Source organism: Streptomyces sp. yr375 (genome assembly GCF_900110755.1).
GTDB lineage: Bacteria > Actinomycetota > Actinomycetes > Streptomycetales > Streptomycetaceae > Streptomyces.
Genome location: NZ_FOFF01000002.1, coordinates 33,770 through 58,332 on the forward strand (window position 1 = coordinate 33,770; position 24,563 = coordinate 58,332).

Below are 24,563 nucleotides of genomic sequence, written 5' to 3' on the forward strand. Positions count from 1 at the left end.
AGGGAAAGGGCGCAGTCCGCCTGTCCCAGGCCATCCCGGGAGCAGCTCATGCGCTACGAGATCCGCGTCGACGGACAGATGTCGGAGGCGCTGACCAGGGCTTTCCCGGAGCTGGACCATGTGGTCATGTCCGGTCAGACGGTCCTGTTCGGACACGTCGTCGACGAGGCGCATCTGTTCGGGTTGCTGGCCCGCTGCCAGTCCCTGGGGCTGCGGGTCCTGGAGATGCGCCAACTGCCGGAGTGACGGGCGGGTGCCCGAGCCGTGGCTCGAGCCGGGGTCCGGCGTTTCCGGTCGGGCGTGAGGAGGAGTCATGAGCGTGTCGTCTGGTTCCGCACCACACCCAGGGCCGGTGGGCCCGGCGGGCGGTGATCCCGCCGAGGTTCTGGGCATGCTCGGGCGCTCCTGGACGTGGATCCTCGGCTCGGCGGTCGCCACGTTCGTGCCGGGCATCCTCATCCTGGTCTGGCCGGACGGGACCCTGCACGTGCTTGCGGTCCTGGTCGGCCTGTATCTGCTGGTCACCGGCGTGTTCCGGTTCGTCGCGGCCTTCGCCCGGGAGGAACCCGGCGAACGGCTGCCCGGGCTCCTCCTGGCGGTGCTGTACGTGGTGGCCGGCGTGCTGTGCCTGAGGAACCCGCTGCAGACCATCGCGGCGCTGTCGCTGATCGTCGGTGTCCTCTGGCTGGTGTCCGGCATGCTCACCCTCTACACCGCCCTCGCCACCAAGGACCTGCCGCACCGGGGCGTCGTCCTCGGCGCGGCGGTGCTCGCCGTCGTGGCGGGGATCGTGGTGCTGGCGCTGCCCACCGAGTCGGCCCGGGCGCTGACCCGGCTGCTCGGCCTGTGGCTCGTCCTGCTCGGGCTGGTCGAGGCGGCGGTCGCCTTCGCGTGGCGCGCCGCGGTCCGCAGGACGCTACCGGCGGGGCAGACGGGACCCACGGGGCCGGAGGGACCTGTCGGGCCTGCGGGGCCTGGGGGGTCTGCGGGGCCGGTAGGGCCGCCGGGGCCGAGGACTCCCGCCGGGACGGACTGAGCACGGATGTTCCGGGCCGGTCCGCGCCCCCTCACTCACCCGTCTCGGGTGAGGCCGTCGGGTACTTGCCGTGGGCACGCTGAGAACGGCACGCGACGAGCAAACGGCACGCGACGAGCAAACGGCACGCGACGAGCAATCGGAAGCAGCCGCAGGCAACCGCAAGCATCCGCATGCGGGAGCAGGTCGGGATGCCGGGAGGCAGGCACAGCGGGAGACAGTGCGCAGGGACAGACGGGGGACCGCGGGGGACGGCGGGCGAAGGCCCGGGACGGAGGAGAGACATGAGTGGTGACACGTACCTCGCGTACGACTATCCGCTGCTGAGCGCCTTCTGGACCATGCTGGTGTTCTTCCTGTGGATCATGTGGTTCGTCCTGCTGTTCCGGGTCGTCCTCGACATCTTCCGCGACGACGACCTCAGCGGCTGGGCCAAGACCGGCTGGCTGGTGTTCTGCATCGTCCTGCCCTTCCTGGGCGTATTCGTCTACGTGATCGCCCGCGGCAAGAACATGGGGCGCAGGGAGACCGCGCAGGCGCGTGACCAGCAGAAGGCCTTCGACAGCTACATCCGCGAGACCGCCAGGGGCGGCGACACCCCCACCAGCAGCGTCGACGAACTGGCCCGGCTCTCCGAGATCCGCGCCCGCGGCGACATCACGGACGAGGAGTTCGCGAAGGCCAAGCAACTGGTCCTGAGCGGCGGCAGCGGCGGCAGCCACTGAGCACACCGGCGCAGGACAAGACCAAGCCAACAAACCGAATCGAGGCATCGGGATGACGACACACTCCAGCCACACGCCGTCGGTCAAGCGGCACGCGGCCCAGCAGCACTGGGCCGGGGGCCTGATGATCTTCGCCGCCGTCACGCTCATGCTCTCCGGAGTGCTCGACATCTTCCGGGGCATCATGGGCATCGCCGAGGACGACATCTTCGTCACGACCCGGAACTACGTCTTCCAGTACGACCTCACCGGCTGGGGCTGGATCCACCTCGCCCTGGGCGCGGTCGCCGTGATCGTCAGCCTGGGACTGTTCCAGGGGGCGATGTGGGCGCGGGTCGCGGGCGTGGCCATCGCCGGGCTGATCGTCATCGCCAACTTCCTCTCCCTGCCGCAGTACCCGGTCTGGTCCATCGTGATGATCGCGTTCTCCGCGTTCGTCATCTGGGCGCTGTGCGTGGTGCGGCCGGACCGCCCCGCAGACTTCTGACCGCAAAACTGCAAAAACCGCAGACCGCAGACCGCAGACCGCGGACCGCGGACCGATCGCCGATGACAGACAGGAAGGCGTTGCACCATGTGCCGTTGGCTCGCCTACTCGGGCACTCCCGTACTGCTCGAAACGATTCTCTACCGGCCAGAACACTCGCTGATCGACCAGAGCCTGCACTCGAAGATGGGTGTGGAGACGACCAACGGTGACGGCTTCGGCGTCGGCTGGTACGGGCCGGGCGTGGACACCCCCGCGGTCGTCCGGGAGATCGGCCCGGCCTGGAGCAACCGCAATCTGCAGGAGATCGCCGGGCACGTCCGCTCACCGCTGTTCTTCGCCCACATCCGGGCCTCGACCGGTACGGCGGTGCAGCAGACCAACTCGCACCCCTTCCGGCACGGCCGCTGGATGTGGATGCACAACGGCGCGATCACCGACTTCCACCTGATCCGCCGCGACCTCGCCCTCGCCGTCGACCCGGAACTCTTCCCCGACATCGAGGGGTCGACGGACTCCGAGATGATGTTCTTCCTGGCGCTCACCCTGGGCCTCGAGGAGGATCCGCCGGGCGCGGTCGCACGCATGGCGGGTCTGGTGGAACGTACCGGTCACAGCCACGGGGTGGAGTTCCCGCTCCAGATGACGATCGCCGTGACCGACGGGGAACGGCTGTGGGCCTTCCGCTACTCCAGCCAGGGAACGTCACGCTCGCTCTTCTACAGCACCCGCGTGGACACGCTCCGCTCGCTCCACCCCGACTTGGAGTTCCTCCGCGAAGTCTCCGACGAGACCCGACTCATCGTCTCCGAGCCCCTGGGCGACCTGCCCGGCGCCTGGAACAAGGTCCCCGAGAGCACCTACGGCGTGGTCCAGCCCGGATCGGACGAGATCGTCCACTTCGCTCCGCAGGCCGCGTAAGGCGTACGAGTAGTCGCAAGTGGTTCAGTGCACGGAGAACCCGCCGTCGACGAAGATCGCCTGTCCGGTGACGTAACCGGAGGCGCGACCGGCGAGGAACACGGCGGCTCCGGCGAAGTCCTCGGCGAGGCCGTTGCGCCCGACCATCGTGCGCGCGGCCAGCGCCGCCACCCGCTCCGGGTCGGACGACAGGCGGGCGTTGAGCGGTGTCATGACGAAGCCGGGCACCAGCGTGTTGCAGGTGACGCCGTACGGGGACCACGCCTCGGCCTGTGAGCGGGCCAGCGACTCCAGCGCCCCCTTGGACACCCCGTAGGCGCCGCTCCGGACGAACGCCCGGTGCGCCTGCTGGGAGCTGATGTGGATGATCCGTCCGAAGCCCCGCTCGGCCATCCCGGGCCCGAACCGCCGGCCCAGCAGGTAGGGCGCCTCCAGGTTCACCGCCATCGTGGCGTCCCACACCTCCTCGTCCAGCTCGCCCATCGGCGGCCGCAGGTTGATCCCGGCGCTGTTGACGAGGATGTCGGGCTCGCCGAACGCCTCGACCGCCCGCTCCGCCGCCGCGCGCACCCCGTCACGGACGCTCAGGTCGCCGCTCACCCAGGCCGCCCGGCAGCCGTCCGCCGCCAGTTCGTCGACCGTGGCGGACAGCTCCGCCTCCCGGCGCGCCACGACGACCACGCTCGCCCCCGCCTGCGCGAGAGCCCCGGCGACGGCCCGCCCGATACCGGAACTGCCACCGGTCACCACGGCGACCCGGCCGTCCAGCGAGAACAGTTCGGAGAGGTAGCGCTGCGAAGTGGCGTCACGTGTCATGTCCGCACCCTAGAGGGCAGGGTCTTGTCCAGCGAACTGTTCCGATATATCGTTGACGCATCGCGACAGATCAACGATGAAATGCTGGAACGGAGTGATGGACATGCACAACCACGGATTCGGCGGTGGACATCGGCGGCGCGGCGAAGGGCGGCGCGCGGCCTTCGGGCCCTTTGGGCCGGGTGGTCCGGGGTTCGGGCCCGGCGGCCCTGGCGGTCCCGGTTTCGGGCCGGGGTTCGGTCCCGGTCCCTGGGGCGGGCGAGGGCGTGGCGGACCGAGGGGGCGGGCGCGGCGCGGTGACGTGCGGGCCTCGATCCTGGCCCTGCTGAAGGACCGGCCCATGCACGGCTACGAGATGATCCAGGAGATCGCCGAGCGCAGCGGCGGGGCGTGGAAGCCCAGCCCGGGTTCGGTGTACCCGACCCTCCAACTCCTGGAGGACGAGGGCCTGATCGCCAGCGCGAGCGACGGCGGCAAGAAGCTGTTCTCGCTCACCGACGAGGGGCGTACGGCGTCCGAGGAGGGCCCGGAGGCCCCCTGGGAGGAGGCCGGACGCGGGGTCGACTGGGAGGCTCTCGGTGAGATCCGCCAGGCCGGCTTCGGTCTGATGGAGGCCTTCGGGCAGGTCTGGAAGACCGGCAGCAAGGAGCAGCGTCAGAAGGCCCTCACGGTCATCAACGACGCCCGCAAGAAGCTGTATCTGATCCTCGCCGACGAGGACTGACGGTCGACGGTCGGTGGGTTTCGGGGGATGGTGAGCCCGTGCCGGGACTCGGGGGTCAGGACAGCAGGCCGCCCAGCTTGCGCAGCGACTCGTTGAGCGCGGCCGTCCCCGAGTCCTTCAGCTTGCCCGCCATCAGCGACACGGCCGCGCCCGTGAACTCGCCGTCGATACGGACCGTCGTGGCGTCGCCGTCGGGGGTGAGGGTGTAGCGCGTGGCGACGGACACCGCCATCGGGCCCTTGCCGCGGATGACCAGCATCCGGGCCGGTTCCAGTTCGGAGACCGTCCACTCGACCTCGGCCGGGAAGCCCATCAGCTTCATGTTCTCCGCGAACGTCGCGCCCACCTCGAGGGTCTCGGGGCCGCCCTGGGGGAAGTTGGTGTGCGTCGCGTTCCACTCCCCGTACGTCGGCCAGTCGGTGAGCTGGGTCCACACCTTCTCGGCCGGCGCCTCGATGCGTGCCTCCGCGCTGACTTCGGCCATGCGACCACCTCTTCGTGTCGGGCGACTCGGGTAATCCGGGTACTTGGGCGACTCGGGTATTCGGCGGCTCGCGCCGCGGTGTCGGGGAACGTAACCCGCGGACCTCGAACATTCAATACTGACGGACCGTCAGGAATGGTTCGCGCTCATCCCACCCGGCGTATCAGCGCCGCGTCGAACACGTCCCACGCGCGCGGGAACGGCCCCTCGTCGTGGCAGTGCCACGCCTGCCAGAACAGGTCGGCGGGCAGCGCGTCCGCCGGGGCGTACACCCGGTAGACGTACTGTCGGCCGTCGATACCGCCCAGCGCCACCAGCCAGCACCCGTCCTCCATGCCCGTGGGGGACGTGCCGACGGAGCTCGACGGTTGCGTGAGGGGCGTGCGGCAAGGCGACGCGCGCCCTTGCGGGGGAATCGGCCTGATCTCATCCGTAGGGAGGAGATTGCAGGGGGCGTGGTCCACTCTCCGTGGGACGCCAAGATGGTTCCCGCCGGGGATGACGGCACCTGGCCGGGGCTGATGGAGTGGGGATGTGCAACACCGTATGCCCCGGCAGTCGCCCCGTGACCAGGCGGCGCAGGCCACGCACGACGATCCCCGGCTCGGCACCGAGGCCGCGGCGGCGCTCGCCGCCGCCCGTCGGCGTGCCGTCCGGGACGGAGACCGGCAGATCGACACCGCCCACCTGCTGCACTCGCTCCTGGAAAACGACCCCGAGGTCCGCGCCGTCTTCGACGGCGGACCCCAGCTCGCCCGGCTGCTCGGCTACCTCGTCCAACGCAGCATCGGCTACGGCCTGCGCTGGCAGAGCGGCGTCGAGGACTCCGGCGCGCTGCCCGTCGTGACGGTCGTCGAGGGTTTCTCGCCACTGGCCACGACCGCGCTGGAGCAGGCGTGCGCGCGGGCCGCCCGGCGCGAGGGCGCACCGGCCCGCGGCGTCGACCTGCTCATGGCGATCGTCGCCGACCCGCAGGCGCGGGCCGTCGAGGTCCTGGCCCACGCCGGCGTCGACGTGCACGGGCTGCGCGCCCGCATCGAGGCGGGCGACGAGGGCGGCCCGGACGGGTGCGGAGACGGCGGGTGCGCAGGCGACGGCCTGGGCGGGTACGAGGCGTGCGTCGGGGGCGGCGAAACCGCCTCCTGAGCCGGCCCCCCACTTCCCAGCCGCACCCCGTCCTAGTCCCAGCCGCCCCCGCCCTGCTTCCCGCCGCCCCCGCCCTGCTCCCCGCCGCGCCCGTCCAGCCGATGAGACAGGTGTCAACGGGGATGACGCTCATGTCATCGCCTGTCATCATGTGCCGGTGCATACGTCTGTGAGCAGTCAGGGCAACCGCGCCAAGGGCATCGGGCTCGGCCTGGCGGTCGGGTCGGCCTTCGCCTTCGGCGGATCCGGGGTCGCGGCCAAGCCGTTGATCGAGGCGGGCCTCGACCCGCTGCACGTGGTGTGGCTGCGGGTGACCGGCGCGGCCCTCGTCATGCTGCCGCTCGCCGTGCGCCATCGCGCGCTGCTGCGCACCCGGCCCGCGCTGCTCGCCGGGTTCGGTCTGCTCGGCGTGGCCGGCGTGCAGGCGTTCTACTTCGCCTCGATCTCCCGCATCCCCGTCGGTGTCGCACTGCTCGTCGAGTACTTCGCGCCCGCCCTCGTACTGGGCTGGGTGCGGTTCGTGCAGGGGCGGCCGGTGACGCGTGCCGCCGCGCTCGGCGTGGTCCTCGCGGTGGGCGGGCTGGCCTGTGTCGTCGAGGTCTGGTCGGGGCTGAGCTTCGACGCCGTAGGCCTGCTGCTCGCGCTGGGGGCCGCCTGCTGCCAGGTCGGCTACTTCGTCCTGTCCGACCAGGGCAGCGACTCCGGCGACGACGTCCCCGACCCGCTCGGCGTGATCGCGTACGGCCTCCTCGTGGGCTCCGTCGTGCTGACCGTCGTCGCCCGCCCGTGGGGCATGGACTGGTCCGTGCTCGCGCACACCGCCGGCATGAACGGCGCCGAGGTGCCCGCCTGGCTGCTGCTCGCCTGGATCGTGCTGATCGCGACGGTCGTCGCGTACGTCACCGGCGTGGTGTCCGTGCGCCGGCTCTCTCCGCAGGTGGCGGGCGTGGTGGCCTGTCTGGAGGCGGTCATCGCGACGGTCCTCGCGTGGGTGCTGCTCGGCGAGCATCTGTCGGCGCCGCAGATCGTCGGTGGGGCGGTGGTGCTGCTCGGCGCGTTCATCGCGCAGTCGTCCGCTCCCGCCAAGGGCTCCCCGGAGCCGGTCGCCGCCAGCGGTCCCGAACGGGAGTTGTCGACCCGCGGCACGTCCGCCTAGGGTGACGATCATGCCTTCCGACGCACTCGTTCTTCCGCCTCCGGCCGCCTGAGGCGGGCCCTCCGGTGACGTACGCCCGGCACGCGCTGCTGGGCGAAACGGTGCTGCCCGCAGAAGAAGTCCGTGACCGCTGCCGACGCGGCGGTCCCTTCCCGACCTTCTGTGCGGAGAGAACGCGTGTCCTTTCTGTCTTCCCACACCGATGTCAACACCGATGCCACCACTGACTCCATCACCGGCTCCGCTGTTGATTCCCTGCCCGTCCGACGGGCCCTGCTCTATCTGATCGTCGCGGGGGCCGCCTGGGGTACGGCCGGTGCCGCCGCCTCGCTCGTCTACCGGGCCAGCGATCTGGGCGCCGTCGCGCTGTCCTTCTGGCGTTGCGCGGCCGGGCTGGTCCTGCTGCTGGCCGCCCGCCCACTGCTGCGCCCGCGCACCCGGACCACGCCCGTCGGCACGACTGCCGCCATGCCTGTCGCCATGCCTGTCGCCATGCCTGTCGCCACGCCCGAGCCGCTGCGCCGCAGGGTTCTGCGGACCGTGGTCACCGGGCTCGGGCTCGCGGTCTTCCAGACGGCGTACTTCGCGGCCGTGGCCGCCACCGGACTCGCCGTGGCCACCGTGGTCACCCTCGGCGCGGGGCCCGTCCTCATCGCGCTCGGCGCGCGGCTGACCCTGGGGGAGCGGCTCGGGCGCGGCGGAGCGCTCGCCGTCGCCGGGGCGCTCGCCGGGCTGGGGGTGCTCTTCGCCGGCGGCGGAGGCTCGGCCGTGCAGCCCCGGGGTGTGCTGCTCGCGCTGCTGTCGGCGGCCGGGTACTGCGCGATGACCCTGCTCACCCGGCGCTGGGGCCGGGGCGGCGGCGCGGACGCCTCCGCCACGACCGTGGGCGCGTTCGCCGTCACCGCCCTGTGCCTGCTGCCGTTCGCCGTGGCCGAGGGGCTGCTGCCGCACAGCGCCGAACCCCTCCGGGTGCTGGCGCTGCTGGCGTACATCGCCGCCGTGCCGACGGCCCTCGCGTACGCGCTCTACTTCGCGGGCGCGGCCGTCGTGCGCTCCGCGACCGTCTCCGTGATCATGCTCCTCGAACCGGTCAGCGCGGCGGTGCTGGCCGTCGCCCTCCTCGGCGAACACCTCACGACCACGACCCTCACCGGCACCCTGCTCATGCTGGCCTCGGTCACCGGCCTGGCCCTCGCGGAGGCCCGGGGCGGCCCGACACCGGTGTGACGGGGAACGGGCGGAGCGCGCCCCGCCGTCAGGCCTGGCGTCGGCGCGTGAGGTGTTCGAGGGCTGCCGCGTCGCGCGGGCCGCCGCGTGCGGTGAGGTTGGCGGCGATGCGGGTCCGGGTTTCGAGTGGGCGGTGGGCCGCGTACTTGAACTTGGCCCGTACGGCGGTCACTTCGAGGCGGATGCCTCGGATGCCGGGGAGCATGCGGCCGTACGGCTCCTCGCCGACCGTGGGGCGGGCGGAGCCGCCTTCCGGCTGGAAATGGCCCAGTTGGCGATGGAGGAGGTCGGCCTTGGCGGCCGGATCGTCCACGATGTGTGCCGTGCAGCGGAGTTGGACCGCCGCGTAGAAACTCGTCGGCGTGCCGTGCTCGGCCGGGGCGCCCGGCGGGGCGCCCGGCGGGGCCTGCCACGGGCCGGGTACGTACACATAGTCGTCGACGACGCTCAGCGTCACCGTCGGACTCGCCTCCAGGGCGGACCACAGCGGGTTGGGCCGGGCCAGGTGGGTGACGGCGTCGCCCTCGCCGGGGTCGTAGGCGAAGTGCAGGGGCTGGACGAACGGGGGCTCGCCCGGCGGCCCGTTGACGGCGAGCTGGCCGAAGTCGTGGACGGACAGCCACTGTTGCCACTCGGTGTCCTCGTGCGGCGCGTCCCAGGGGTGGATGAGCATCACAACACCGCGAGGTAGCCGGGGAGTTCGGTGCCGGGCGCGAGGTCGGCCTCCGGGACCGGCGGGCCGTAGCCCTTGCGCAGCGGGAGGACGCCGGCCCAGTGGGGGAGGGCGAGATCCTCCGGCTCGTCGTTGACGCCGCCGGTGCGGGTCTTGGCCGAGACCTCGTTCAGGTCGAGGCGGATCACCGCGGTCGCCGCCAGTTCCTTCCGGTTGGCGGGCCGCGAGTCGGCGGAGCGCCCCGGGACGACGTGGTCGACGAGGGCGTCGAGCGCGGTGAGCTTCTCCTGCGGGTCCGTCACGTCGTGGGCGATGCCGTGCACCACGACCGAGCGGTAGTTGATCGAGTGGTGGAACGCCGAGCGGGCCAGGACCAGGCCGTCGACATGCGTCACCGTCAGACACACCGCCAGCCCCGGGTCCGCCCGCCCCGTCATCCGCAGCGGGCGCGAACCCGTCGAACCGTGCACATAGAGCGTCTCGCCGACCCGGCCGTACAGCGTCGGCAGGACGACCGGCGCGCCGTCCCGGACGAAGCCGAGGTGGCAGACGTACCCCTCGTCGAGTATCGCGTGCACCAACTCCTTGTCGTAGGAGGCCTTGTGCGCTGACCGGGTCGGGATCGTGCGGTCGGTCGGAGGGTAGGCGGCGGCCCGTGGCGTCGTCTCCGGGGTCCCCTGCATGGCGTTCTCCATTGCACTAGTGCATACTGTGGTTTGTGCTAGGAGAGTATCCGATCCAAGGTCGGCGTGCGGCGGAGATTTCCGCGAGCATCGAGGCGGCGGTGGCCGCCGGCGAGCTGAAGCCGGGGCAACTGCTGCCTCCCATGAGGGAGTTGGCCACCGCGCTCGACGTGAACCCGAACACCGTCGCGGCCGCCTACCGCACCCTGCGCGAGCGCGGGGTGATCGAGACCGACGGCCGCCGGGGCAGCCGGGTGCGGGCGAAGCCGGCCACGACCGGGCGCGAGTTCATCCGGGTGGAGGCGCCGGAGGGCGTGCGGGACGTGGCGACCGGCAACCCCGACACGGCGCTGCTGCCACCGCTCGCGCCGGCGTTCGCGTGGGCCGCCGCGCAGGGCGACCGGGAGCCGGTCCTGTACGGGCACGCGCCGGTGGACCCCGAACTGGCCCGCCTGGCCCGGGCCGAACTGGACGCGGACGGCGTGCCCGCCGGGCCGGTGGCCGTCGCCTCCGGGTCCCTGGACGCGATCGAGCGCGTCCTCGCGGCCCATCTGCGGCCGGGCGACACCGTCGCCGTCGAGGACCCCGGATGGGGCTCCCTGCTCGACCTCGTGCCGGCCCTGGGGCTGCGCACGGTCCCGGTCGGCCTCGACGACGAGGGGCCGCTGCCCGAGGACGTGCGCCGGGCGCTGGATTCCGGGGCGCGCGCCCTGATGGTCACCGCCCGGGCGCAGAACCCGACCGGCGCGGCGGTGAGCGCCCGGCGCGCGCGTGCCCTGCGCGCCGTGCTGCGCGCCCACCCGCACACCCTGCTCGTCGAGGACGACCACGGGCATCGGATCGTCGACCTCCCCCCGCACCCCCTCGCGGGCGTCACCCGGCACTGGGCCTTCGTGCGCTCGGTCGCCAAGGCGTACGGGCCCGACCTGCGCTTCGCCGCCTTCACCGGGGACGCCGTCACCCTCGACCGGGTCCGTGGCCGGCAGCGGCTGGGGCCCGGCTGGGTCAGCCGGATCACCCAGCGGGCGGTGCTGCGGCTGATCGCCGACGGGGCGGTGGACGGGCCGACGGTGGCGGCGGCCTACGGCAGGCGGCGAGGCGCGCTGATCGCCGCGCTGACCGGGCGGGGGGTCGAGGCGCGGGGCCGCAGCGGGATGAACGTGTGGGTTCCGGTGCCGGACGAGACGGGGGCCGTCACCCGGCTGCTGCACGCGGGGTGGGCGGTCGCGCCCGGGGCCCGGTTCCGCATCGGATCGCCGCCCGGGATCCGGATCACCGTGTCGACGCTGGCGCAGGACGAGATCGAGGCGTTGGCGGACGCGGTCGCCTCGGCGGTGGGGCCGTCACCGACGCGGAACTACATCTAGGGGCCTCGCCGACACGGCCGGGGTTGGCGCTACGCGCCGCCCAGTTTGCGGAAGTCCCAGGACACGATCTTCTCCGGCGTCAGGCGCACCCACGCGTGCCGGCCGTCGTGCGGCATCGCGTCCAGGCCGAAGTTCTTGCGCGCGAACAGCGTTTCCACGGCGTCGAGTTCGGCGCACAGGTCGCCGGTGCGCGGGATCTCGCCCACGAACTCCACGGCGCCGGACAGCTCCACGCCCCGCAGCGCGTCGTACTCCTCGCCGGTGTCGATCACGATCGCGACCCGCGGATCGCGGCGCAGATCCGTCCACCGCTTGCTGCGCACGACCGAGTACAGCCACAGCGCGGTGCCGTCCCAGAGGAACCACAGGGCGCTGACGTGCGGGGCGCCGTCGGTGGACACCGTCGCGACCCGGCAGGTGCGCTGGACGGTGAGGAACGCGTCCAGCTCGCCCGGCGTCATCATGATCTTCCGGCCCCGACGCTGTGTGACAGTCATGCGGCCCCCCATTTCTTGTTCTGCTTCTTGTCCTGCATCGTGTCCTGCGTTGAAATATGACGTTGCGTCAGAAAAGGATGGGCCTCCTTCCCTCCCCACGCAACGGTGACCACGCTCGCCCGCCCACAGCGATGTCAGGAGCCGCCGTGCCCTCGTACGAAGCGCTCAGCGAACTCCTCCGGCCCGCGAGTACCGTCCTGCTCACGGTGGAGTGCCAGCAGGGAGTCGTCGGACCGGACGCCGCGCTGCCCGAACTCGCCCGCGAGGCACGGGAGTCGGGCGTCCTCACCCGGGTCGCCGAGCTGGTGGACGCCGCGCACGGGAGCGGGATCCAGGTGATCCACGCCGTCGCCGAACGCCGCCCCGACGGCCGTGGCGCGAGCCGCAACGCCCGTCTGTTCCGCGCCGCCGAGCGGCTGCCCGTCCAGCAGCTCACCGGCTCCGCCGCGGTCCGCGTCGCGCCCCCGATCGAGGTCGCCGAGCACGACCTCGTCGTACGGCGGCTGCACGGGCTGTCCCCGATCCAGGGCACCGACGTGGACTGCCTGCTGCGCAACCTGGGCTGCCGCACGCTCGTCGTCGCCGGGGTCTCGGCCAACGTGGCGATCCCCAACACCGTCTTCGACGCCGTCAACCGCGGCTACACCGCCGTCGTGCCGTCGGACGCCATCGCGGGGGTGCCCGCCGACTACACCCCCGCGATGATCCGCCACACCCTCGCATTGGTCGCCACGGTCGCGACCACGGACGAGGTGCTGGCCTGCCTCCGACGAACAGCCCGAAACGACGGGCCGGGCGTCAGGCCAGGGTGATCGAGTCGCCGCTGACGGCGATCTTCACCTCGGGCAGCGGCTTCTGCGCGGGACCGCTCTTCACACTGCCGTCCGTGATCGAGAAGTTGCTGTTGTGACAGGGGCAGTTGATCACGCCGTCGGCGATCGACTTCACCGCGCAGCCCTGGTGGGTGCACACGGCGGAGAACGCCTTGTACGTGCCCGCCGTCGGCTGCGTGACGACGACCTTCTCGGAATCGAAGACCTTGCCGCCGCCCTCGGGTATGTCGGCCGTCTTGGCGAGCGCGGCGCCGGCCGCGGCGGACTCCCCGCCGCTCGTGCCGCCGGTGCTCGCGGCCTCCGTGCTGCCGGTGGAACCGGTGGAACCCGACGTGCCGGCCGACGATGACGACGAACTCGACGAGTCGTCGTCGGATCCTCCGCACGCGGTCAGCGCGACGGAGAGCCCCGCGGCTCCGGCGGCTGCCACGACGGCACGGCGGGCGGGCCCTGACGCGGACTTGATCGATGCGCTGGTCATGCTGGGGGATTCCCTTCCAGGGGGGTCGCGTGGATCTGCCGAGAGGTACGAGCCGCGGGCACCGCGTGTTCAGCGCCCCCGCCCGGTCCGGACAGTCCCGAGATAGTGACCCGTCCGAGATGAGGGCGGCGTAAGCAGGACCTGTCACCGAGCTGTCGGCCGGGCGTCCTGCCGGGCCCAGTAACCTGGGGCGATGCTCAAGGAAGTCACCGCGACCCGCTATGTCACGCCCCTGCGTGAGGGCGGCTCCCTGCCGGGACTCGTCGAGGCCGACGATCTCGGTCTGTACGTCCTGAAGTTCACCGGCGCCGGACAGGGCCGCAAGACGCTCGTCGCGGAGGTCGTCTGCGGCGAGCTCGCCCGCCGGCTCGGCTTCCGGATGCCCCGGCTGGTGACCGTCGAACTGGACGTCCTGCTCGGCCTCGGCGAACCCGACCAGCAGGTGCAGGGGCTGCTGAAGTCCAGCGGCGGCACCAACCTCGGCATGGACTTCCTCTCCGGTGCCCTCGGCTTCGACCCGCTCGCCTTCCCGGTGAGCCCCGAGGAGGCCGGCCGGATCGTCTGGTTCGACGCGCTGGTGAACAACGTCGACCGGTCCTGGCGCAACCCCAACCTCCTGGTGCACCGCGGCGACCTGTGGCTCGTCGACCACGGCGCCACCATGATCTGGCAGCACAACTGGCCCACCGCCGACACCTCCGCGGCCCGCCCCTACGACGCCGGCGACCACGTCCTCGCCCCCTTCGGCCCGGACATCGAGGCCGCGGCGGCGGAGCTGGCCCCGCTGGTCACCGCCGACCTCCTCGCCGAGGTCACCGCCGAGATCCCCGACGTCTGGCTGGCCGACGAGCCGGGCTTCGACACCCCGGACGCGCTCCGGCGCGCCTACGCGGCACCTCTCCTCGCGCGCGCCGCCGTCATCCACGACCGCATCAAAGGGACCGCGATCAGGGGGACCGAGTGAACGAGCGCCACATCATCAGGCCGGGCCAGGGCGGCGACCGGCACGTCTTCGAGTACGCCCTGCTGCGCGTCGTACCGCGCATCGAGCGCGGCGAGTGCGTCAACGCGGGGGTGCTCGTGTACTGCCGCGGCAAGGACTACGTCGGCGCCCGCACCCACCTCGACGAGGCCAGGCTGCTCGCGCTGGACCCGGCGGCGGACGTGGCCGGCGTCCGGGCCGCCCTGCGCGCGGTCGAGGGCGTGTGCGCGGGCGGCGCGTCGGCCGGGCAGGCGGCCGGCGACGACGCCGGACGCCGCTTCCGCTGGCTGATCGCCCCCCGCTCGACGGTCGTCCAACCGGGCCCCGTGCACACCGGGCTGACGGCCGATCCGGCCGCCGAGACGGAGCGGCTGCTCGACCTGCTGGTGAGGTGATGGGTCACACCGCGCCGCATGGCGTTGACACCGAGTGCCAGGGCTTCTAGCGTCACGTCTGTCGAAGGTACTAAGCGGTCGCTCACCACTCGGGCGCATCCCGCGTCCGACACTCCGGGCGCACCAGGCTTTCTCAAGGGCGAGGAGAACCAGGAATGTCCACCACTGAGCAGCGGGTCGCCGTGGTCACGGGCGCGGCGCGCGGCATCGGAGCCGCCACCGCCGTACGGCTGGCCGCTGAGGGCCGCGCGGTCGCCGTCGTCGACCTCGACGAGGCCGCCTGCAAGGACACCGTCGAGAAGATCACCGCGGCGGGCGGCAAGGCCGTCGCGATCGGCGCGGACGTCTCCGACGAGGCCCAGGTCGAGGCGGCGATCGCCCGCGTGGTCGCGGAGCTCGGCGCGCCGACGATCCTCGTCAACAACGCGGGCGTGCTCCGCGACAACCTGCTGTTCAAGATGAGCGCCTCGGACTGGGACACCGTCCTGAACGTGCACCTGCGCGGCTCGTTCCTGATGACCAAGGCCGTCCAGAAGCACATGGTCGACGCCGGCTTCGGCCGTGTCGTCAACCTGTCGTCCTCCTCGGCGCTCGGCAACCGCGGCCAGGCCAACTACTCCGCCGCGAAGGCCGGTCTTCAGGGCTTCACCAAGACCCTCGCCATCGAGCTCGGCAAGTTCGGCATCACCGCCAACGCCGTCGCCCCCGGCTTCATCGCCACCGACATGACCGCCGCGACCGCCGCCCGGGTCGGCATGGGCTTCGAGGAGTTCAAGGCCGCGGCCGCCACCCAGATCCCCGTCGCGCGCGTCGGCGAGCCCGACGACATCGCCAACGCGATCGCCTTCTTCACGAACGAGGCCGCCGGCTTCGTCTCCGGCCAGGTGCTGTACGTGGCCGGCGGACCGCTCGACTAAAAGCGACCGACGGCGACCAGGGACCACCCGGTACCGCTGGGCACCACCAGGGACCATCCGGCATCACTGAGGATCACGAACATGACTGAACTGCCCGCACTCTCCGGCAAGGTCGCCCTCGTCACGGGCGCCAGCCGCGGCATCGGCTACGGCGTCGCCGAGGCCCTCGTCGCCCGTGGCGACCGGGTCTGCATCACCGGCCGCAACGAGGACGCCCTCAAGGAGGCCGTCGAGCAGCTCGGCGCCGACCGGGTCATCGGCGTCGTCGGCAAGGCGCACGACCTGGCGCACCAGACCGCCGCCGTCGAGCGCACCATGGAGGCCTTCGGCCGCGTCGACTTCCTGGTCAACAACGCCGGTACGAACCCGGTGTTCGGGCCGATCGCCGACCTCGACCTGGAGGTGGCCCGCAAGGTCTTCGAGACCAACGTGATCTCCGCGCTCGGCTTCGCGCAGAAGACCTGGCACGCCTGGCAGAAGGACAACGGCGGCGCGATCGTCAACATCGCCTCCGTCGCGGGCCTGACGGCCTCGCCCTTCATCGGCGCGTACGGCATCAGCAAGGCCGCGATGATCAACCTGACCCAGCAACTGGCGCACGAGTTCGCGCCGCGCGTGCGGGTCAACGCGATCGCCCCGGCCGTGGTGAAGACCAAGTTCGCCGAGGCCCTGTACGAGGGCCGCGAGGCGGAGGCGGCCGCCGCCTACCCGCTGGCCCGGCTCGGCGTGCCCTCCGACATCGGCGGCACCGCCGCGTTCCTCACCTCGGAGCAGTCGGACTGGATCACCGGTCAGACCCTCGTCGTCGACGGCGGCATCTTCCTCAACGCCGGCGTGGCCTGACCACGCCGGCACCAAAGCCGGTACCGACACCGGCACGGACAGTGACACGGGCGTCGTTTCTTGACGGAAACGGCGACCGTGTCGTCATGAGTGCGTCGCTCACGGTGATGACAACGTCGTCATACCGAGAGTGATCAAGAACGCTCCACAAGCAGCGGTTCACACGGTCGAACGCTGCGGTATGGTCGGCCGACCCTTGGCATGGCAGATCGAGGAGCGTGCACGTGTTCAACCGGAACCGATCCTTGCAGCAGGTGGCTGCGATCGTGTCCATCACCCTGGTGGCCGGGTGCAGCCTCCTGGGGGAGGAGAGCTCCGACGACGCCGGGCCGATCGTCGTGGGCACCACCAGCGCTCCCAGCACGCTGGACCCCGCGGCCTCGTGGGACAGCTCATGGGAGCTCTTCCGCAACGTCTATCAGACGCTCCTGAACTACAGCCCCGGTGGATCCACGCCCGAACCCGACGCCGCCGAGAGCTGCGAGTTCACGGACGCGACGAGCACCGTGTATAGCTGCAAGCTGCGCGAGGGCCTGAAGTTCTCCAACGGGCACACGCTGGACGCCAAGGCCGTCAAGTACTCGTTCGACCGGATCAAGAAGATCAACGTCAACGGCGGCCCCATGGGCCTGCTGGGAACACTCTCCCGGGTTCAGGTGAACGGCGACCGCGAGGTCGTCTTCCACCTCAGCCAACCCGACGCCACCTTCCCCCTGGTGCTCACCACGCCCGCCATGTCGATCGTGGACCCCGAGGAGTACCCCGAGAACGCGCTCCGCGAGGACGGGAAGATCACCGGCTCGGGACCCTACAAACTCGACTCCTACGAAGAGGGCAAGAAGGCCACGCTCGTCCGCAACGGCAACTACAAGGGCATAGCGGACCTCAAGAACGACGCCGTCACCATCCGCTACTTCCCGCAGTCGAGCGAGCTGGTCAAGGCACTCGACGACAAGGAGATCTCGGTCGTCTACCGCGGTCTCGGCGCCTCCGACACCGTGGACATCGAGACCAACCAGCAGAAGGAGGGTCTCCAACTGGTGGAGAACCCCACCACGGAGATCAGCTACCTGGTGTTCAACCCCAAGGACCCGTGGGCCGCGAAGCCCGCGGTCCGCAAGGCCGTCGCCCAGATCGTCGACCGCGCGGCACTCGTGCACAAGGTCTACAAGGACACCGTCGAGCCGCTGTACTCCATGGTCCCCGCCGGACTCGTCGGCCACACCACGGGCTTCTTCGACGACTTCGGCGACCCCAGCGTGGCCAAGGCCAAGAGCTTCCTCACGGAAGAGGGGATCACCGAACGTGTCCCGCTGACCCTCTGGTACACCAGCGACCGCTACGGCTCGACGACCAAGCCCGCCTTCGAGGAACTGAAGCGGCAGCTCGATGCCTCCGGTCTCTTCACGGTCACCCTCAAGAGCCGTCCGTGGAAGACCTACGTCAAGGGCTACCAGAACGGCGAGTACCCGGTGTTCGGGCGCGGTTGGTTCCCTGACTTCAACGACGCCGACAACTTCATCGCGCCCTTCGTGGGCAAGCAGAACGCGCTCGGGACCCCGTACGTAGCCCCCGAGATCACCAACAAGCTGCTGCCGGAGTCGCGCGCGGAGAGCGATCGCGCGGCCGTGGCGAAGCAGATCGAGGCCGCTCAGCAGATCTTCGTGGACGACGCACGGCTGCTGCCGCTGTGGCAGGGCAAGCAGTATGTGGCTGCGGACGAGGAGATCGCCGGTCTCGAGAAGGTCATCGACCCGGCGACCATGATGACGATGTGGGAGCTGTACCGGAAGACTAGCTGGTGAGAGGTCTGGCGGGGTCGTTGTCAGTGGTCGCCTGTAGGTTCTGCGGTGAGTAAGTGACCGCACAACGGAGGACGTTGACGTGACCGACATCGCCATGCTGCCCGAGTCCTGGCACGGGGTTCTGGGCGACGAGCTGCAGCAGCCCTACTTCAAGGAGCTGACGGAGTTCGTCGAGGAGGAGCGGGCCAACGGGCCTGTCTACCCTCCGCGCGCGGAGGTGTTCGCCGCGCTCGACGCGACGCCGTACGACCAGGTGAAGGTGCTCGTCCTCGGCCAGGACCCCTACCACGGCGAGGGCCAGGGGCACGGCCTGTGCTTCTCGGTGCGGCCCGGGGTGAAGATCCCGCCGTCCCTGCGCAACATCTACAAGGAGATGCACGAGGAGCTGGGCACGCCGATCCCGGACAACGGCTACCTGATGCCGTGGGCGCGGCAGGGCGTGCTGCTCCTCAACGCGGTCCTCACGGTCCGCTCCGGGGAGGCGAACTCGCACAAGGGCAAGGGCTGGGAGAAGTTCACCGACGCGGTGATCCGCGCGGTCGCCGACCGGCCCGACCCGGCCGTGTTCGTCCTGTGGGGCAACTACGCGCAGAAGAAGCTCCCGCTCATCGACGAGAGTCGGCACATCGTGGTCAAGGGCGCGCATCCGTCCCCGCTGTCGGCGAAGAAGTTCTTCGGCTCCCGTCCGTTCACGCAGATCGACGCGGCGGTCGCGCAGCAGGGCCACACCCCGATCGACTGGACGATCCCGAACCTGGCCTGAGACCCGGCGGGCCACCTGGTCCGGGCCACGGGGCCGCTGCCGCCGGGCCGGTTCCTCCGGGGGCCGGTGCGGTGCCGCCTGACCGGGATTGCCGGTGGCTGCCGTTAGCGTCGTCCCGAGGACGCGGCGTCGTCCCGGGACGCAAGGAGGACGCGGTGGCGGAGCGACAGGGGCAGACGGCACCGGACGCCCTGCTCACGCGGATCGGCCAGGTCGTGATGCTGCACCACGGCGGAGACCGCGAGGAGGCCCGGCACCGCCTCCTCGCCCTGTGGACGGAACTCGGCGAGGACGGCGACCCGCTGCACCGCTGCACCCTCGCCCACTACCTGGCCGACACCCACGACGATCCCACGGACGAGCTGGCGTGGGACCTGCGCGCGCTGACGGCGGCCGAGGAGCACGCGGGGTCGGTCGAGGTGCGGGCGCTCTACCCGTCGCTGCACCTCAACCTGGCGGCGGACTACGTGAAGCTCGGCCGCGCCGAGGCCGCCCGCACCCACGTACGCCGGGCCCGCACGGCAGCCGTGGCCCTGCGCGACGACAGCTACGGGGACGGGGTACGGGCGGCGATCAGCAGGATGGAACTGCGACTGGGGGAGGGCCGGGACGGGCAGGGCGCGGGGGAGTGGTGAGACCGGCGGGACTCAGCGGGACTCAGCGGGACTCGGCGTGACCCGTCAGGACCGTCACGACCCGTCAGGACCCGTCAGGCGCTGACCCCTCATCGGCCGTAGGCCTGCTCGCAGATCACCGCTTCCGGGCTGTCCCCCCGCCAGCCGCCGTACTTCCTGCCGAGCGCGCACACGTCGGTGTTCCTGCGCACCTCCGCCTCCACGTCCGGGATCTCCACGTGCGGCAGGGTGCGCCGCCGCGGCTCGGGGTGGGTCGGCCGGGCGTACGGACGGGACCGTGACGAGGGCGGCGGTGCTGCCGGTACCTCCGCCGCCGTGCGCCGCCGCTGCACCGCCGCTGTCGGCTGCGGCTTCGGTTTCGGGGCCGCCCCCACCATCTCCAGCGCCTCCCGGGCCGGCGCCTGCACGACCTGTGTCGCGGCCGGCCCGGCAGGCCGCGGCACGGGCGGCTGCACCGGTGCCGCAGCCGGCCCGGGCGCGAGCGGACGCGGAACGGTCACACACCCGGCGAGGGCCGAGAGGGCCACGGTGACCAGGAGCGTCGCGGTAGTCGTCGTTCGATGCACCCGCGCAACTCTGATGGTTCCGCCCGCCCGAGCAACACCGGACAACGGCAGGTTGCCCCACACGAGTGATCTCGTACCTCGTACGGAGGGAGTGGGGTGGGTGCGGCTGACGGCGGGGCGCCGAGGGTTTTCGGCCGTTCGGCGTGGTGTCCGGGCGGGGCCGTATGCTGCCGTGCAGGTGTGCCACAGGTGTTTCGCAGGTGCGCCGAAGGTGTGCCGCAGGTGGGGCAGGCCGTGGGGCGGGCAGGTGTGGCAGTAGTCGCGGCAGGCAGTGAGGGAGTGGTCGTGAAGGTTGGCTGTGTCGGGCTTGGTGATATCGCGCAGAAGGCGTATCTGCCGGTGCTCGGTGGGCTGCCCGGGATCGAGCTGCACCTCCAGACCCGCACGCCGGCCACCCTGGAGCGGGTCGCCGACACCCTTCGGGTGCCCCACGAGCAGCGGCACCGGGACCTCGACGTGCTCCTCGGCGTCGGCCTGGACGCGGCCTTCGTGCACGCGCCGACCGCCGTCCACCCCGAGATCGTCGCCCGGCTGCTGGAGGCGGGCGTCCCGACGTACGTCGACAAGCCGCTCGCCTACGAACTCGCCGAATCCGAGCGGCTCGTGACGCTCGCGGAGGCGCGCGGCACGTCCCTCGCCGTCGGCTTCAACCGTCGGCTCGCGCCCGGCTACGCGCAGTGCGCCGACCATCCGCGCGAGCTGATCCTCCTGCAGAAGAACCGGGTCGGGCTGCCCGAGGACCCCCGCACGATGATCCTGGACGACTTCATCCACGTCGTCGACACCCTGCGCTTCCTGGCGCCGGGCCCGATCGACGACGTGACCGTCCGCGCCCGCGTCAGGGACGGGCTGCTGCACCACGTCGTCCTCCAGCTCGCCGGGGACGGCTTCACCGCGCTCGGCGTGATGAACCGGCTCAGCGGTTCGAACGAGGAGATCCTGGAGGTGTCCGGGCAGGACACCAAGCGCCAGGTCGTCAACCTCGCCGAGGTGATCGACCACAAGGGCCAGCCGACCGTGCGACGGCGCGGCGACTGGGTGCCGGTGGCCCGGCAGCGCGGCATCGAACAGGCCGTCCTCGCGTTCCTGGACGCCGTCCGCGCCGGGCGGGTGCTCAGTGCCCGGGACGCGCTGGCGACTCACGAACTGTGCGAGCGGGTGGTCCGAGCGGTGCGGGAGCGGTCCGCCGCAGCCTGACCGCTCGCGCCCCCTCCGTCAGCCCCAGGGCCACGAGCACCAGCAGGGCCACCTGGACCGGCCAGTCGCCGTAGCGGACGTACGGGGTGACGCCGTCGGCGAGCGGGACGTCGTAGACGGCCGCCGTGCTCGCGTCCGGGCCCAGCCACGCACCGATGCGCCGGCCACTCGCGTCGTACACGGCGGAGTCGCCGGTGAGGGTGGCGTGCACGAACGGCCGTCCGGTCTCCGCGGCGCGCAGCGCGCCCAGCGAGGCGTGCTGCGCGGGCGCCCAGCTCTGCTGGAAGGAGGAGGTCGAGGACTGGGCGACCAGCAGGTCCGCGCCGTCCTCGGCGAGATGCCGGCTCATGTCGGGGAAGGCCGTCTCGAAGCACACCATCGGCCCCGCGCGCAGGCCGGGCCCGGCGTCCATCACGACCTGCCCGCTGCCGCGCCGCCGGTCCTCGCCGGCCGCCTTGCCGACGGAGGTGGCCCAGCCGAGCAGCGAGCGCGCCGGCACGTACTCGCCGAACGGCACCAGCCGCATCTTGTCGTACCGCTCGCCGGTCGGGCCGTCCGCACCGACGAGGATCGAGCTTTTGTAGATACCGGGCCGGTCGGAGCGGCGGGCGTCGACGTTGACGAGGATGTCGGCGCCGGTCGACCGCGCCAACACGGCTATCCGCCGGGCCAGATCCGGGCGCTCGGCGAGGTCGTACCCGACGCTGCTCTCGCCCCAGACGACCAGGTCGACGTTCTGTCCGGCCAGCCGCCGGGTCAACTGCTCCTCGCGGTCGAAGCGCGGGTCTGCGCCGTCGATCACACCCGGCTGCACGACGGCGATCCGGGCCTGCCCGTCGGCGTCGGGGCGCGGCGCCCACACCCACGCGGCCGAGGCGGTGGCCGCGGTCGCGACGAGACCGGCGACGGCCGGCACCCGCGCCTGCGGTACGGACACGACGACGGCGACCGCGACGTTCACCGCGACCACCAGGAAGCTGAGCAGCCACACACCGCCGACGGAGGCCAGCCGCAACGCGGGCTCTACCTGCCACTGACTGGCCCCGAGCATCCCCCACGGCCCGCCGAGCCCCTGCCAGGACCGGACGAGCTCCACCATCAGCCACCCCGAGGGCAGCACGAGCAGCGCGGCGAACACCCGTCCACGCGACGGAGCAATGTCTATTTGCATGTCCGTGCCCATGGCGAGGAAGCGGCGCACCAGCCAGGCCCACGGTGCCCACAGCGCGCCCAGCAGTGCGGCCAGGATGATCGTGAACACGTGCAGACTCGGCAGCAGCCAGTGGTGCATGGCCAGCATGAAGCCGAACCCGCCGCTCCAGCCGTCGTACGCCGCCCGCCGTCCCGTCGGCGCGCGGCGGACCAGCAGGATCCAGGGGACGAGCGCGACATAGGCCCACCACCACAGCGCCGGCGCCGGGAACGCGAGCACGGGCAGCGCGCCCGCGAGAGCCGCGACGGCCGAACGCCGCCAGGGGGAGGTGAGCCAGTGGCCGAGCGTCTGCCGGATCTCCATGAGGCGCCTCCCTACCCGGTCGGGTACCTCCAGTGTGCGCGCGGCCGACGATCTACGACAGGGCGTGTTTCGGCTCAACCGGGCAGCCGCCGCCACTTCTCCCGTACGACCACCTCGCGCACCCGCCAGCCGTCGCAAGTCCGCAGCAGACCGAAGGAGTACCGGCCGCCGCAGACAAAGTCGGGTGCCCCACCCGAGACCTCGTCCCTGTCTCCGTCTCTCTCGCTGTCGCCGTCGGTGGTGAACCGCATCGGATTGATGTAGTCGGCCTCTACCTGGGCCGTGTCGCCGGTGTCCTGTTCCAGCGTCCCGAAGCGCACCCGGCGGTTGACGATGAGGTGCTGCCGCATCGCGAACAGCCGCAGGCTCTCCGCGAGCCACGAGGCGACGTTCCCCGCGTCCCCCTCGATCCCGCCGGCCGAACGGTAGTCCGCCCGCCCGTCAGAGGTGAACAATTCCCGGTACGCCGTCCAGTCACCGTCGTCGACCGCCACCGCGTAGTCGGTGATCAAACCGTCGACGGCGAACCGGTCCAGCACGGCGGCGAGTTCCACACGCTGCGTCATGGCCTGAGTGTTGGGCATGAGAGCTGCTCAGCCAAGGTCTTTACGGCATCGGTCGAGGATCGATACACAAATTTCGGTGGCCCCGCAAGGCCCAGACGGCCAGGCTGCTCCTGTGAACACCCCGAACACCCCGAACAACTATTTGAACGACGTGAACGACATGGACGACGTGAACGACGTGAACGGTGGACCCGTTGATCCGGAGCCCAAATTCCGCATCCGAGCCCACTACACCGAGTCCACACTCACCGTCTACCAGGCGTACCGCCCGGAGATCGGCGATGCGGCGGCCCGCACCGGCCGTTTCCCGTCGGCGTGGAGCCGCGAACGCATGACGTGGATCAAGCCGAGCTTCCTGTGGATGATGTACCGCTGCGGCTGGGGCACGAAGGAGGGCCAGGAGACCGTCCTCGCCGTCGAGATCACCCGGGAGGGCTTCGAGTGGGCCCTGCGCAACGCATGCCTGTCGCACCACGTCCCGGACCTGCACGGCGACCAGGCCGACTGGAAACGGCAGTTGAAACGATCCCCCGCACGCGTCCAGTGGGACCCGGAACGCAACCTCCACCTCAGCCCCCTGCCCCACCGCTCCCTACAGTTGGGCCTCACAGGCGAGGCGACCGTGCGGTACGCGGACGAATGGATCGTCGGCATCGAGGACGTGACTCCGTTGGCGGGGGAGATTCACGCACGGGTGCGTGCGGGCGAACTCACCCGTGCGGCGGCGCTGTTGCCCGAGGAGCGGCCGTATGCGGTGGCGGAGGAGGCGCTGCGGCATCTGCGGGGGTGACTCGGGGATGTGGGGGCGGGGGCGAGGGTTCGACGCGGCGGCTCGGCGCGCGGGCTCGTTTTTTCGGGGGCTCAGGCCGCCGTGACCACGTCGGTGCGTATCGCCGCGGCCCACTCCACCACCAACAGCTCGTACTCCGCCCGCTCCTGGGTCGACAGCGAGCCGTTCGCGCGCAGCCAGAGCGCCCTGATCCGCTCGTTCAACTCGGCAGCGGACCGCACGGAACCAGAGATCACAGAGTTGGGGGACATGCGGCAAGCCTAGGCGGAAGCACTGACACTGCGCTACCGGACGGCTACGCGCGCCGATATGGGGTTGGTCACGGTTGATCA

31 protein-coding genes are annotated in these 24,563 nt (G+C 71.4%); 20 read left to right on the top strand and 11 right to left on the bottom strand.

What is annotated here, in order from left to right; translation table 11 throughout:
• The first annotated feature begins 48 nt into the window (after positions 1–48).
• The 5 genes from BMZ82_RS02575 to BMZ82_RS02595 all read left to right on the top strand — a co-directional run bounded on the left by BMZ82_RS02575 (position 49) and on the right by BMZ82_RS02595 (position 3,169).
• Positions 49–246: a hypothetical protein gene (locus BMZ82_RS02575; protein ID WP_093771207.1), complete on the top strand. Its 198-nt coding sequence runs from the start codon at positions 49–51 to the stop codon at positions 244–246.
• Between the two features lie 67 nt (positions 247–313).
• A complete protein-coding gene (locus BMZ82_RS02580; RefSeq protein WP_256251721.1) occupies positions 314–1,036 on the top strand; it encodes an HdeD family acid-resistance protein in 723 nt (240 codons plus the stop codon).
• A 284-nt stretch (positions 1,037–1,320) separates the two neighbouring features.
• Positions 1,321–1,761, top strand: coding sequence for an SHOCT domain-containing protein (locus tag BMZ82_RS02585; protein ID WP_093771209.1), 441 nt, complete (start codon positions 1,321–1,323; stop codon positions 1,759–1,761).
• A 52-nt stretch (positions 1,762–1,813) separates the two neighbouring features.
• Positions 1,814–2,248, top strand: coding sequence for a DUF7144 family membrane protein (locus BMZ82_RS02590; RefSeq protein ID WP_093771211.1), 435 nt, complete (start codon positions 1,814–1,816; stop codon positions 2,246–2,248).
• An 87-nt stretch (positions 2,249–2,335) separates the two neighbouring features.
• Positions 2,336–3,169 (top strand): class II glutamine amidotransferase, encoded by an 834-nt coding sequence (locus BMZ82_RS02595; protein ID WP_093771213.1) that lies wholly within the window; start codon positions 2,336–2,338, stop codon positions 3,167–3,169.
• A 24-nt stretch (positions 3,170–3,193) separates the two neighbouring features.
• Here the strand turns inward: BMZ82_RS02595 and BMZ82_RS02600 are convergent, their stop codons facing one another.
• On the bottom strand, positions 3,194–3,985 hold the full coding sequence (locus BMZ82_RS02600; protein WP_093771214.1) for an SDR family NAD(P)-dependent oxidoreductase: 792 nt from the start codon (positions 3,983–3,985) through the stop codon (positions 3,194–3,196).
• Between the two features lie 103 nt (positions 3,986–4,088).
• Between BMZ82_RS02600 and BMZ82_RS02605 the strand changes: the two genes are divergently transcribed.
• Positions 4,089–4,709, top strand: a complete 621-nt coding sequence (locus BMZ82_RS02605) for a PadR family transcriptional regulator (protein ID WP_093771818.1) — start codon at positions 4,089–4,091, stop codon at positions 4,707–4,709.
• Between the two features lie 55 nt (positions 4,710–4,764).
• Here the strand turns inward: BMZ82_RS02605 and BMZ82_RS02610 are convergent, their stop codons facing one another.
• Positions 4,765–5,193, bottom strand: a complete 429-nt coding sequence (locus tag BMZ82_RS02610) for a type II toxin-antitoxin system Rv0910 family toxin (protein ID WP_093771216.1) — start codon at positions 5,191–5,193, stop codon at positions 4,765–4,767.
• 146 nt (positions 5,194–5,339) lie between these two features.
• Positions 5,340–5,528 (bottom strand): hypothetical protein, encoded by a 189-nt coding sequence (locus BMZ82_RS02615; RefSeq protein WP_177244352.1) that lies wholly within the window; start codon positions 5,526–5,528, stop codon positions 5,340–5,342.
• 199 nt (positions 5,529–5,727) lie between these two features.
• Here BMZ82_RS02615 and BMZ82_RS02620 point away from each other — a divergent pair, with 199 nt between their 5' ends.
• The 3 genes from BMZ82_RS02620 to BMZ82_RS02630 all read left to right on the top strand — a co-directional run bounded on the left by BMZ82_RS02620 (position 5,728) and on the right by BMZ82_RS02630 (position 8,722).
• Positions 5,728–6,339 carry a Clp protease N-terminal domain-containing protein gene (locus BMZ82_RS02620; RefSeq protein WP_256251722.1) on the top strand — a complete coding sequence of 204 codons (612 nt, stop codon included), beginning with the start codon at positions 5,728–5,730 and terminating at the stop codon, positions 6,337–6,339.
• A 151-nt stretch (positions 6,340–6,490) separates the two neighbouring features.
• Entirely contained in the window at positions 6,491–7,495 is a 1,005-nt protein-coding gene (locus BMZ82_RS02625) for an EamA family transporter (protein ID WP_093771220.1), read from the top strand.
• A gap of 231 nt (positions 7,496–7,726) precedes the next feature.
• Positions 7,727–8,722, top strand: a complete 996-nt coding sequence (locus tag BMZ82_RS02630) for a DMT family transporter (protein WP_093771822.1) — start codon at positions 7,727–7,729, stop codon at positions 8,720–8,722.
• 28 nt (positions 8,723–8,750) lie between these two features.
• Here BMZ82_RS02630 and BMZ82_RS02635 read toward each other — a convergent pair whose 3' ends face one another.
• Both BMZ82_RS02635 and BMZ82_RS02640 read right to left on the bottom strand, forming a co-directional pair.
• Complete coding sequence (locus BMZ82_RS02635; protein ID WP_093771222.1) at positions 8,751–9,395, bottom strand: FMN-binding negative transcriptional regulator; 645 nt, start codon at positions 9,393–9,395, stop codon at positions 8,751–8,753.
• Positions 9,395–10,078, bottom strand: a complete 684-nt coding sequence (locus tag BMZ82_RS02640) for a pyridoxamine 5'-phosphate oxidase family protein (protein WP_093771224.1) — start codon at positions 10,076–10,078, stop codon at positions 9,395–9,397. Before BMZ82_RS02640 ends, BMZ82_RS02635 begins: the two co-directional genes overlap by 1 nt.
• Before the next feature lie 35 nt (positions 10,079–10,113).
• On the opposite strand from BMZ82_RS02640, the gene BMZ82_RS02645 reads away from it, so the two are divergent.
• Positions 10,114–11,445 carry an aminotransferase class I/II-fold pyridoxal phosphate-dependent enzyme gene (locus BMZ82_RS02645; protein ID WP_093771226.1) on the top strand — a complete coding sequence of 444 codons (1,332 nt, stop codon included), beginning with the start codon at positions 10,114–10,116 and terminating at the stop codon, positions 11,443–11,445.
• 29 nt (positions 11,446–11,474) lie between these two features.
• Here BMZ82_RS02645 and BMZ82_RS02650 read toward each other — a convergent pair whose 3' ends face one another.
• Positions 11,475–11,942, bottom strand: coding sequence for a pyridoxamine 5'-phosphate oxidase family protein (locus tag BMZ82_RS02650; protein WP_093771228.1), 468 nt, complete (start codon positions 11,940–11,942; stop codon positions 11,475–11,477).
• Positions 11,943–12,088: 146 nt separating this feature from the next.
• On the opposite strand from BMZ82_RS02650, the gene BMZ82_RS02655 reads away from it, so the two are divergent.
• The gene (locus BMZ82_RS02655; protein WP_093771230.1) at positions 12,089–12,754 is read left to right on the top strand and encodes a cysteine hydrolase family protein; all 666 of its coding nucleotides are present in this window, start codon (positions 12,089–12,091) and stop codon (positions 12,752–12,754) included.
• On the opposite strand, the gene BMZ82_RS02660 is transcribed toward BMZ82_RS02655, so the two are convergent.
• Positions 12,741–13,256, bottom strand: a complete 516-nt coding sequence (locus BMZ82_RS02660; RefSeq protein WP_093771232.1) for a Rieske (2Fe-2S) protein — start codon at positions 13,254–13,256, stop codon at positions 12,741–12,743. The genes BMZ82_RS02655 and BMZ82_RS02660 overlap by 14 nt on opposite strands.
• Positions 13,257–13,449: 193 nt before the next feature.
• Between BMZ82_RS02660 and BMZ82_RS02665 the strand changes: the two genes are divergently transcribed.
• The 7 genes from BMZ82_RS02665 (at position 13,450) to BMZ82_RS02695 (ending at position 19,596) form a co-directional block, all read left to right on the top strand.
• Positions 13,450–14,220, top strand: coding sequence for a HipA family kinase (locus BMZ82_RS02665; protein WP_093771234.1), 771 nt, complete (start codon positions 13,450–13,452; stop codon positions 14,218–14,220).
• Positions 14,217–14,633 carry a DUF3037 domain-containing protein gene (locus tag BMZ82_RS02670; RefSeq protein WP_093771236.1) on the top strand — a complete coding sequence of 139 codons (417 nt, stop codon included), beginning with the start codon at positions 14,217–14,219 and terminating at the stop codon, positions 14,631–14,633. The genes BMZ82_RS02665 and BMZ82_RS02670 overlap by 4 nt, the downstream gene beginning before the upstream one ends.
• Before the next feature lie 155 nt (positions 14,634–14,788).
• Complete coding sequence (gene fabG, locus BMZ82_RS02675; RefSeq protein ID WP_093771238.1) at positions 14,789–15,550, top strand: 3-oxoacyl-ACP reductase FabG; 762 nt, start codon at positions 14,789–14,791, stop codon at positions 15,548–15,550.
• A gap of 81 nt (positions 15,551–15,631) precedes the next feature.
• On the top strand, positions 15,632–16,393 hold the full coding sequence (locus tag BMZ82_RS02680; protein ID WP_093771240.1) for an SDR family oxidoreductase: 762 nt from the start codon (positions 15,632–15,634) through the stop codon (positions 16,391–16,393).
• 224 nt (positions 16,394–16,617) lie between these two features.
• Positions 16,618–18,198 carry an ABC transporter substrate-binding protein gene (locus BMZ82_RS02685; RefSeq protein ID WP_093771242.1) on the top strand — a complete coding sequence of 527 codons (1,581 nt, stop codon included), beginning with the start codon at positions 16,618–16,620 and terminating at the stop codon, positions 18,196–18,198.
• A 79-nt stretch (positions 18,199–18,277) separates the two neighbouring features.
• Entirely contained in the window at positions 18,278–18,961 is a 684-nt protein-coding gene (ung, locus tag BMZ82_RS02690; RefSeq protein WP_093771244.1) for a uracil-DNA glycosylase, read from the top strand.
• A 155-nt stretch (positions 18,962–19,116) separates the two neighbouring features.
• Positions 19,117–19,596: a hypothetical protein gene (locus BMZ82_RS02695; protein ID WP_093771246.1), complete on the top strand. Its 480-nt coding sequence runs from the start codon at positions 19,117–19,119 to the stop codon at positions 19,594–19,596.
• An 89-nt stretch (positions 19,597–19,685) separates the two neighbouring features.
• Here BMZ82_RS02695 and BMZ82_RS02700 read toward each other — a convergent pair whose 3' ends face one another.
• Positions 19,686–20,162: a hypothetical protein gene (locus BMZ82_RS02700; protein WP_177244353.1), complete on the bottom strand. Its 477-nt coding sequence runs from the start codon at positions 20,160–20,162 to the stop codon at positions 19,686–19,688.
• A gap of 285 nt (positions 20,163–20,447) precedes the next feature.
• Here BMZ82_RS02700 and BMZ82_RS02705 point away from each other — a divergent pair, with 285 nt between their 5' ends.
• On the top strand, positions 20,448–21,359 hold the full coding sequence (locus BMZ82_RS02705; protein WP_093771824.1) for a Gfo/Idh/MocA family protein: 912 nt from the start codon (positions 20,448–20,450) through the stop codon (positions 21,357–21,359).
• On the opposite strand, the gene lnt is transcribed toward BMZ82_RS02705, so the two are convergent.
• Entirely contained in the window at positions 21,277–22,875 is a 1,599-nt protein-coding gene (lnt, locus tag BMZ82_RS02710; protein ID WP_093771250.1) for an apolipoprotein N-acyltransferase, read from the bottom strand. The genes BMZ82_RS02705 and lnt overlap by 83 nt on opposite strands.
• Before the next feature lie 74 nt (positions 22,876–22,949).
• Positions 22,950–23,441, bottom strand: coding sequence for a nuclear transport factor 2 family protein (locus tag BMZ82_RS02715; protein WP_093771826.1), 492 nt, complete (start codon positions 23,439–23,441; stop codon positions 22,950–22,952).
• A 160-nt stretch (positions 23,442–23,601) separates the two neighbouring features.
• Between BMZ82_RS02715 and BMZ82_RS02720 the strand changes: the two genes are divergently transcribed.
• Entirely contained in the window at positions 23,602–24,231 is a 630-nt protein-coding gene (locus BMZ82_RS02720) for a DUF4291 domain-containing protein (RefSeq protein WP_093771828.1), read from the top strand.
• A gap of 71 nt (positions 24,232–24,302) precedes the next feature.
• Here BMZ82_RS02720 and BMZ82_RS02725 read toward each other — a convergent pair whose 3' ends face one another.
• Positions 24,303–24,482 (bottom strand): hypothetical protein, encoded by a 180-nt coding sequence (locus BMZ82_RS02725; RefSeq protein WP_093771251.1) that lies wholly within the window; start codon positions 24,480–24,482, stop codon positions 24,303–24,305.
• Positions 24,483–24,563: the final 81 nt, after the last annotated feature.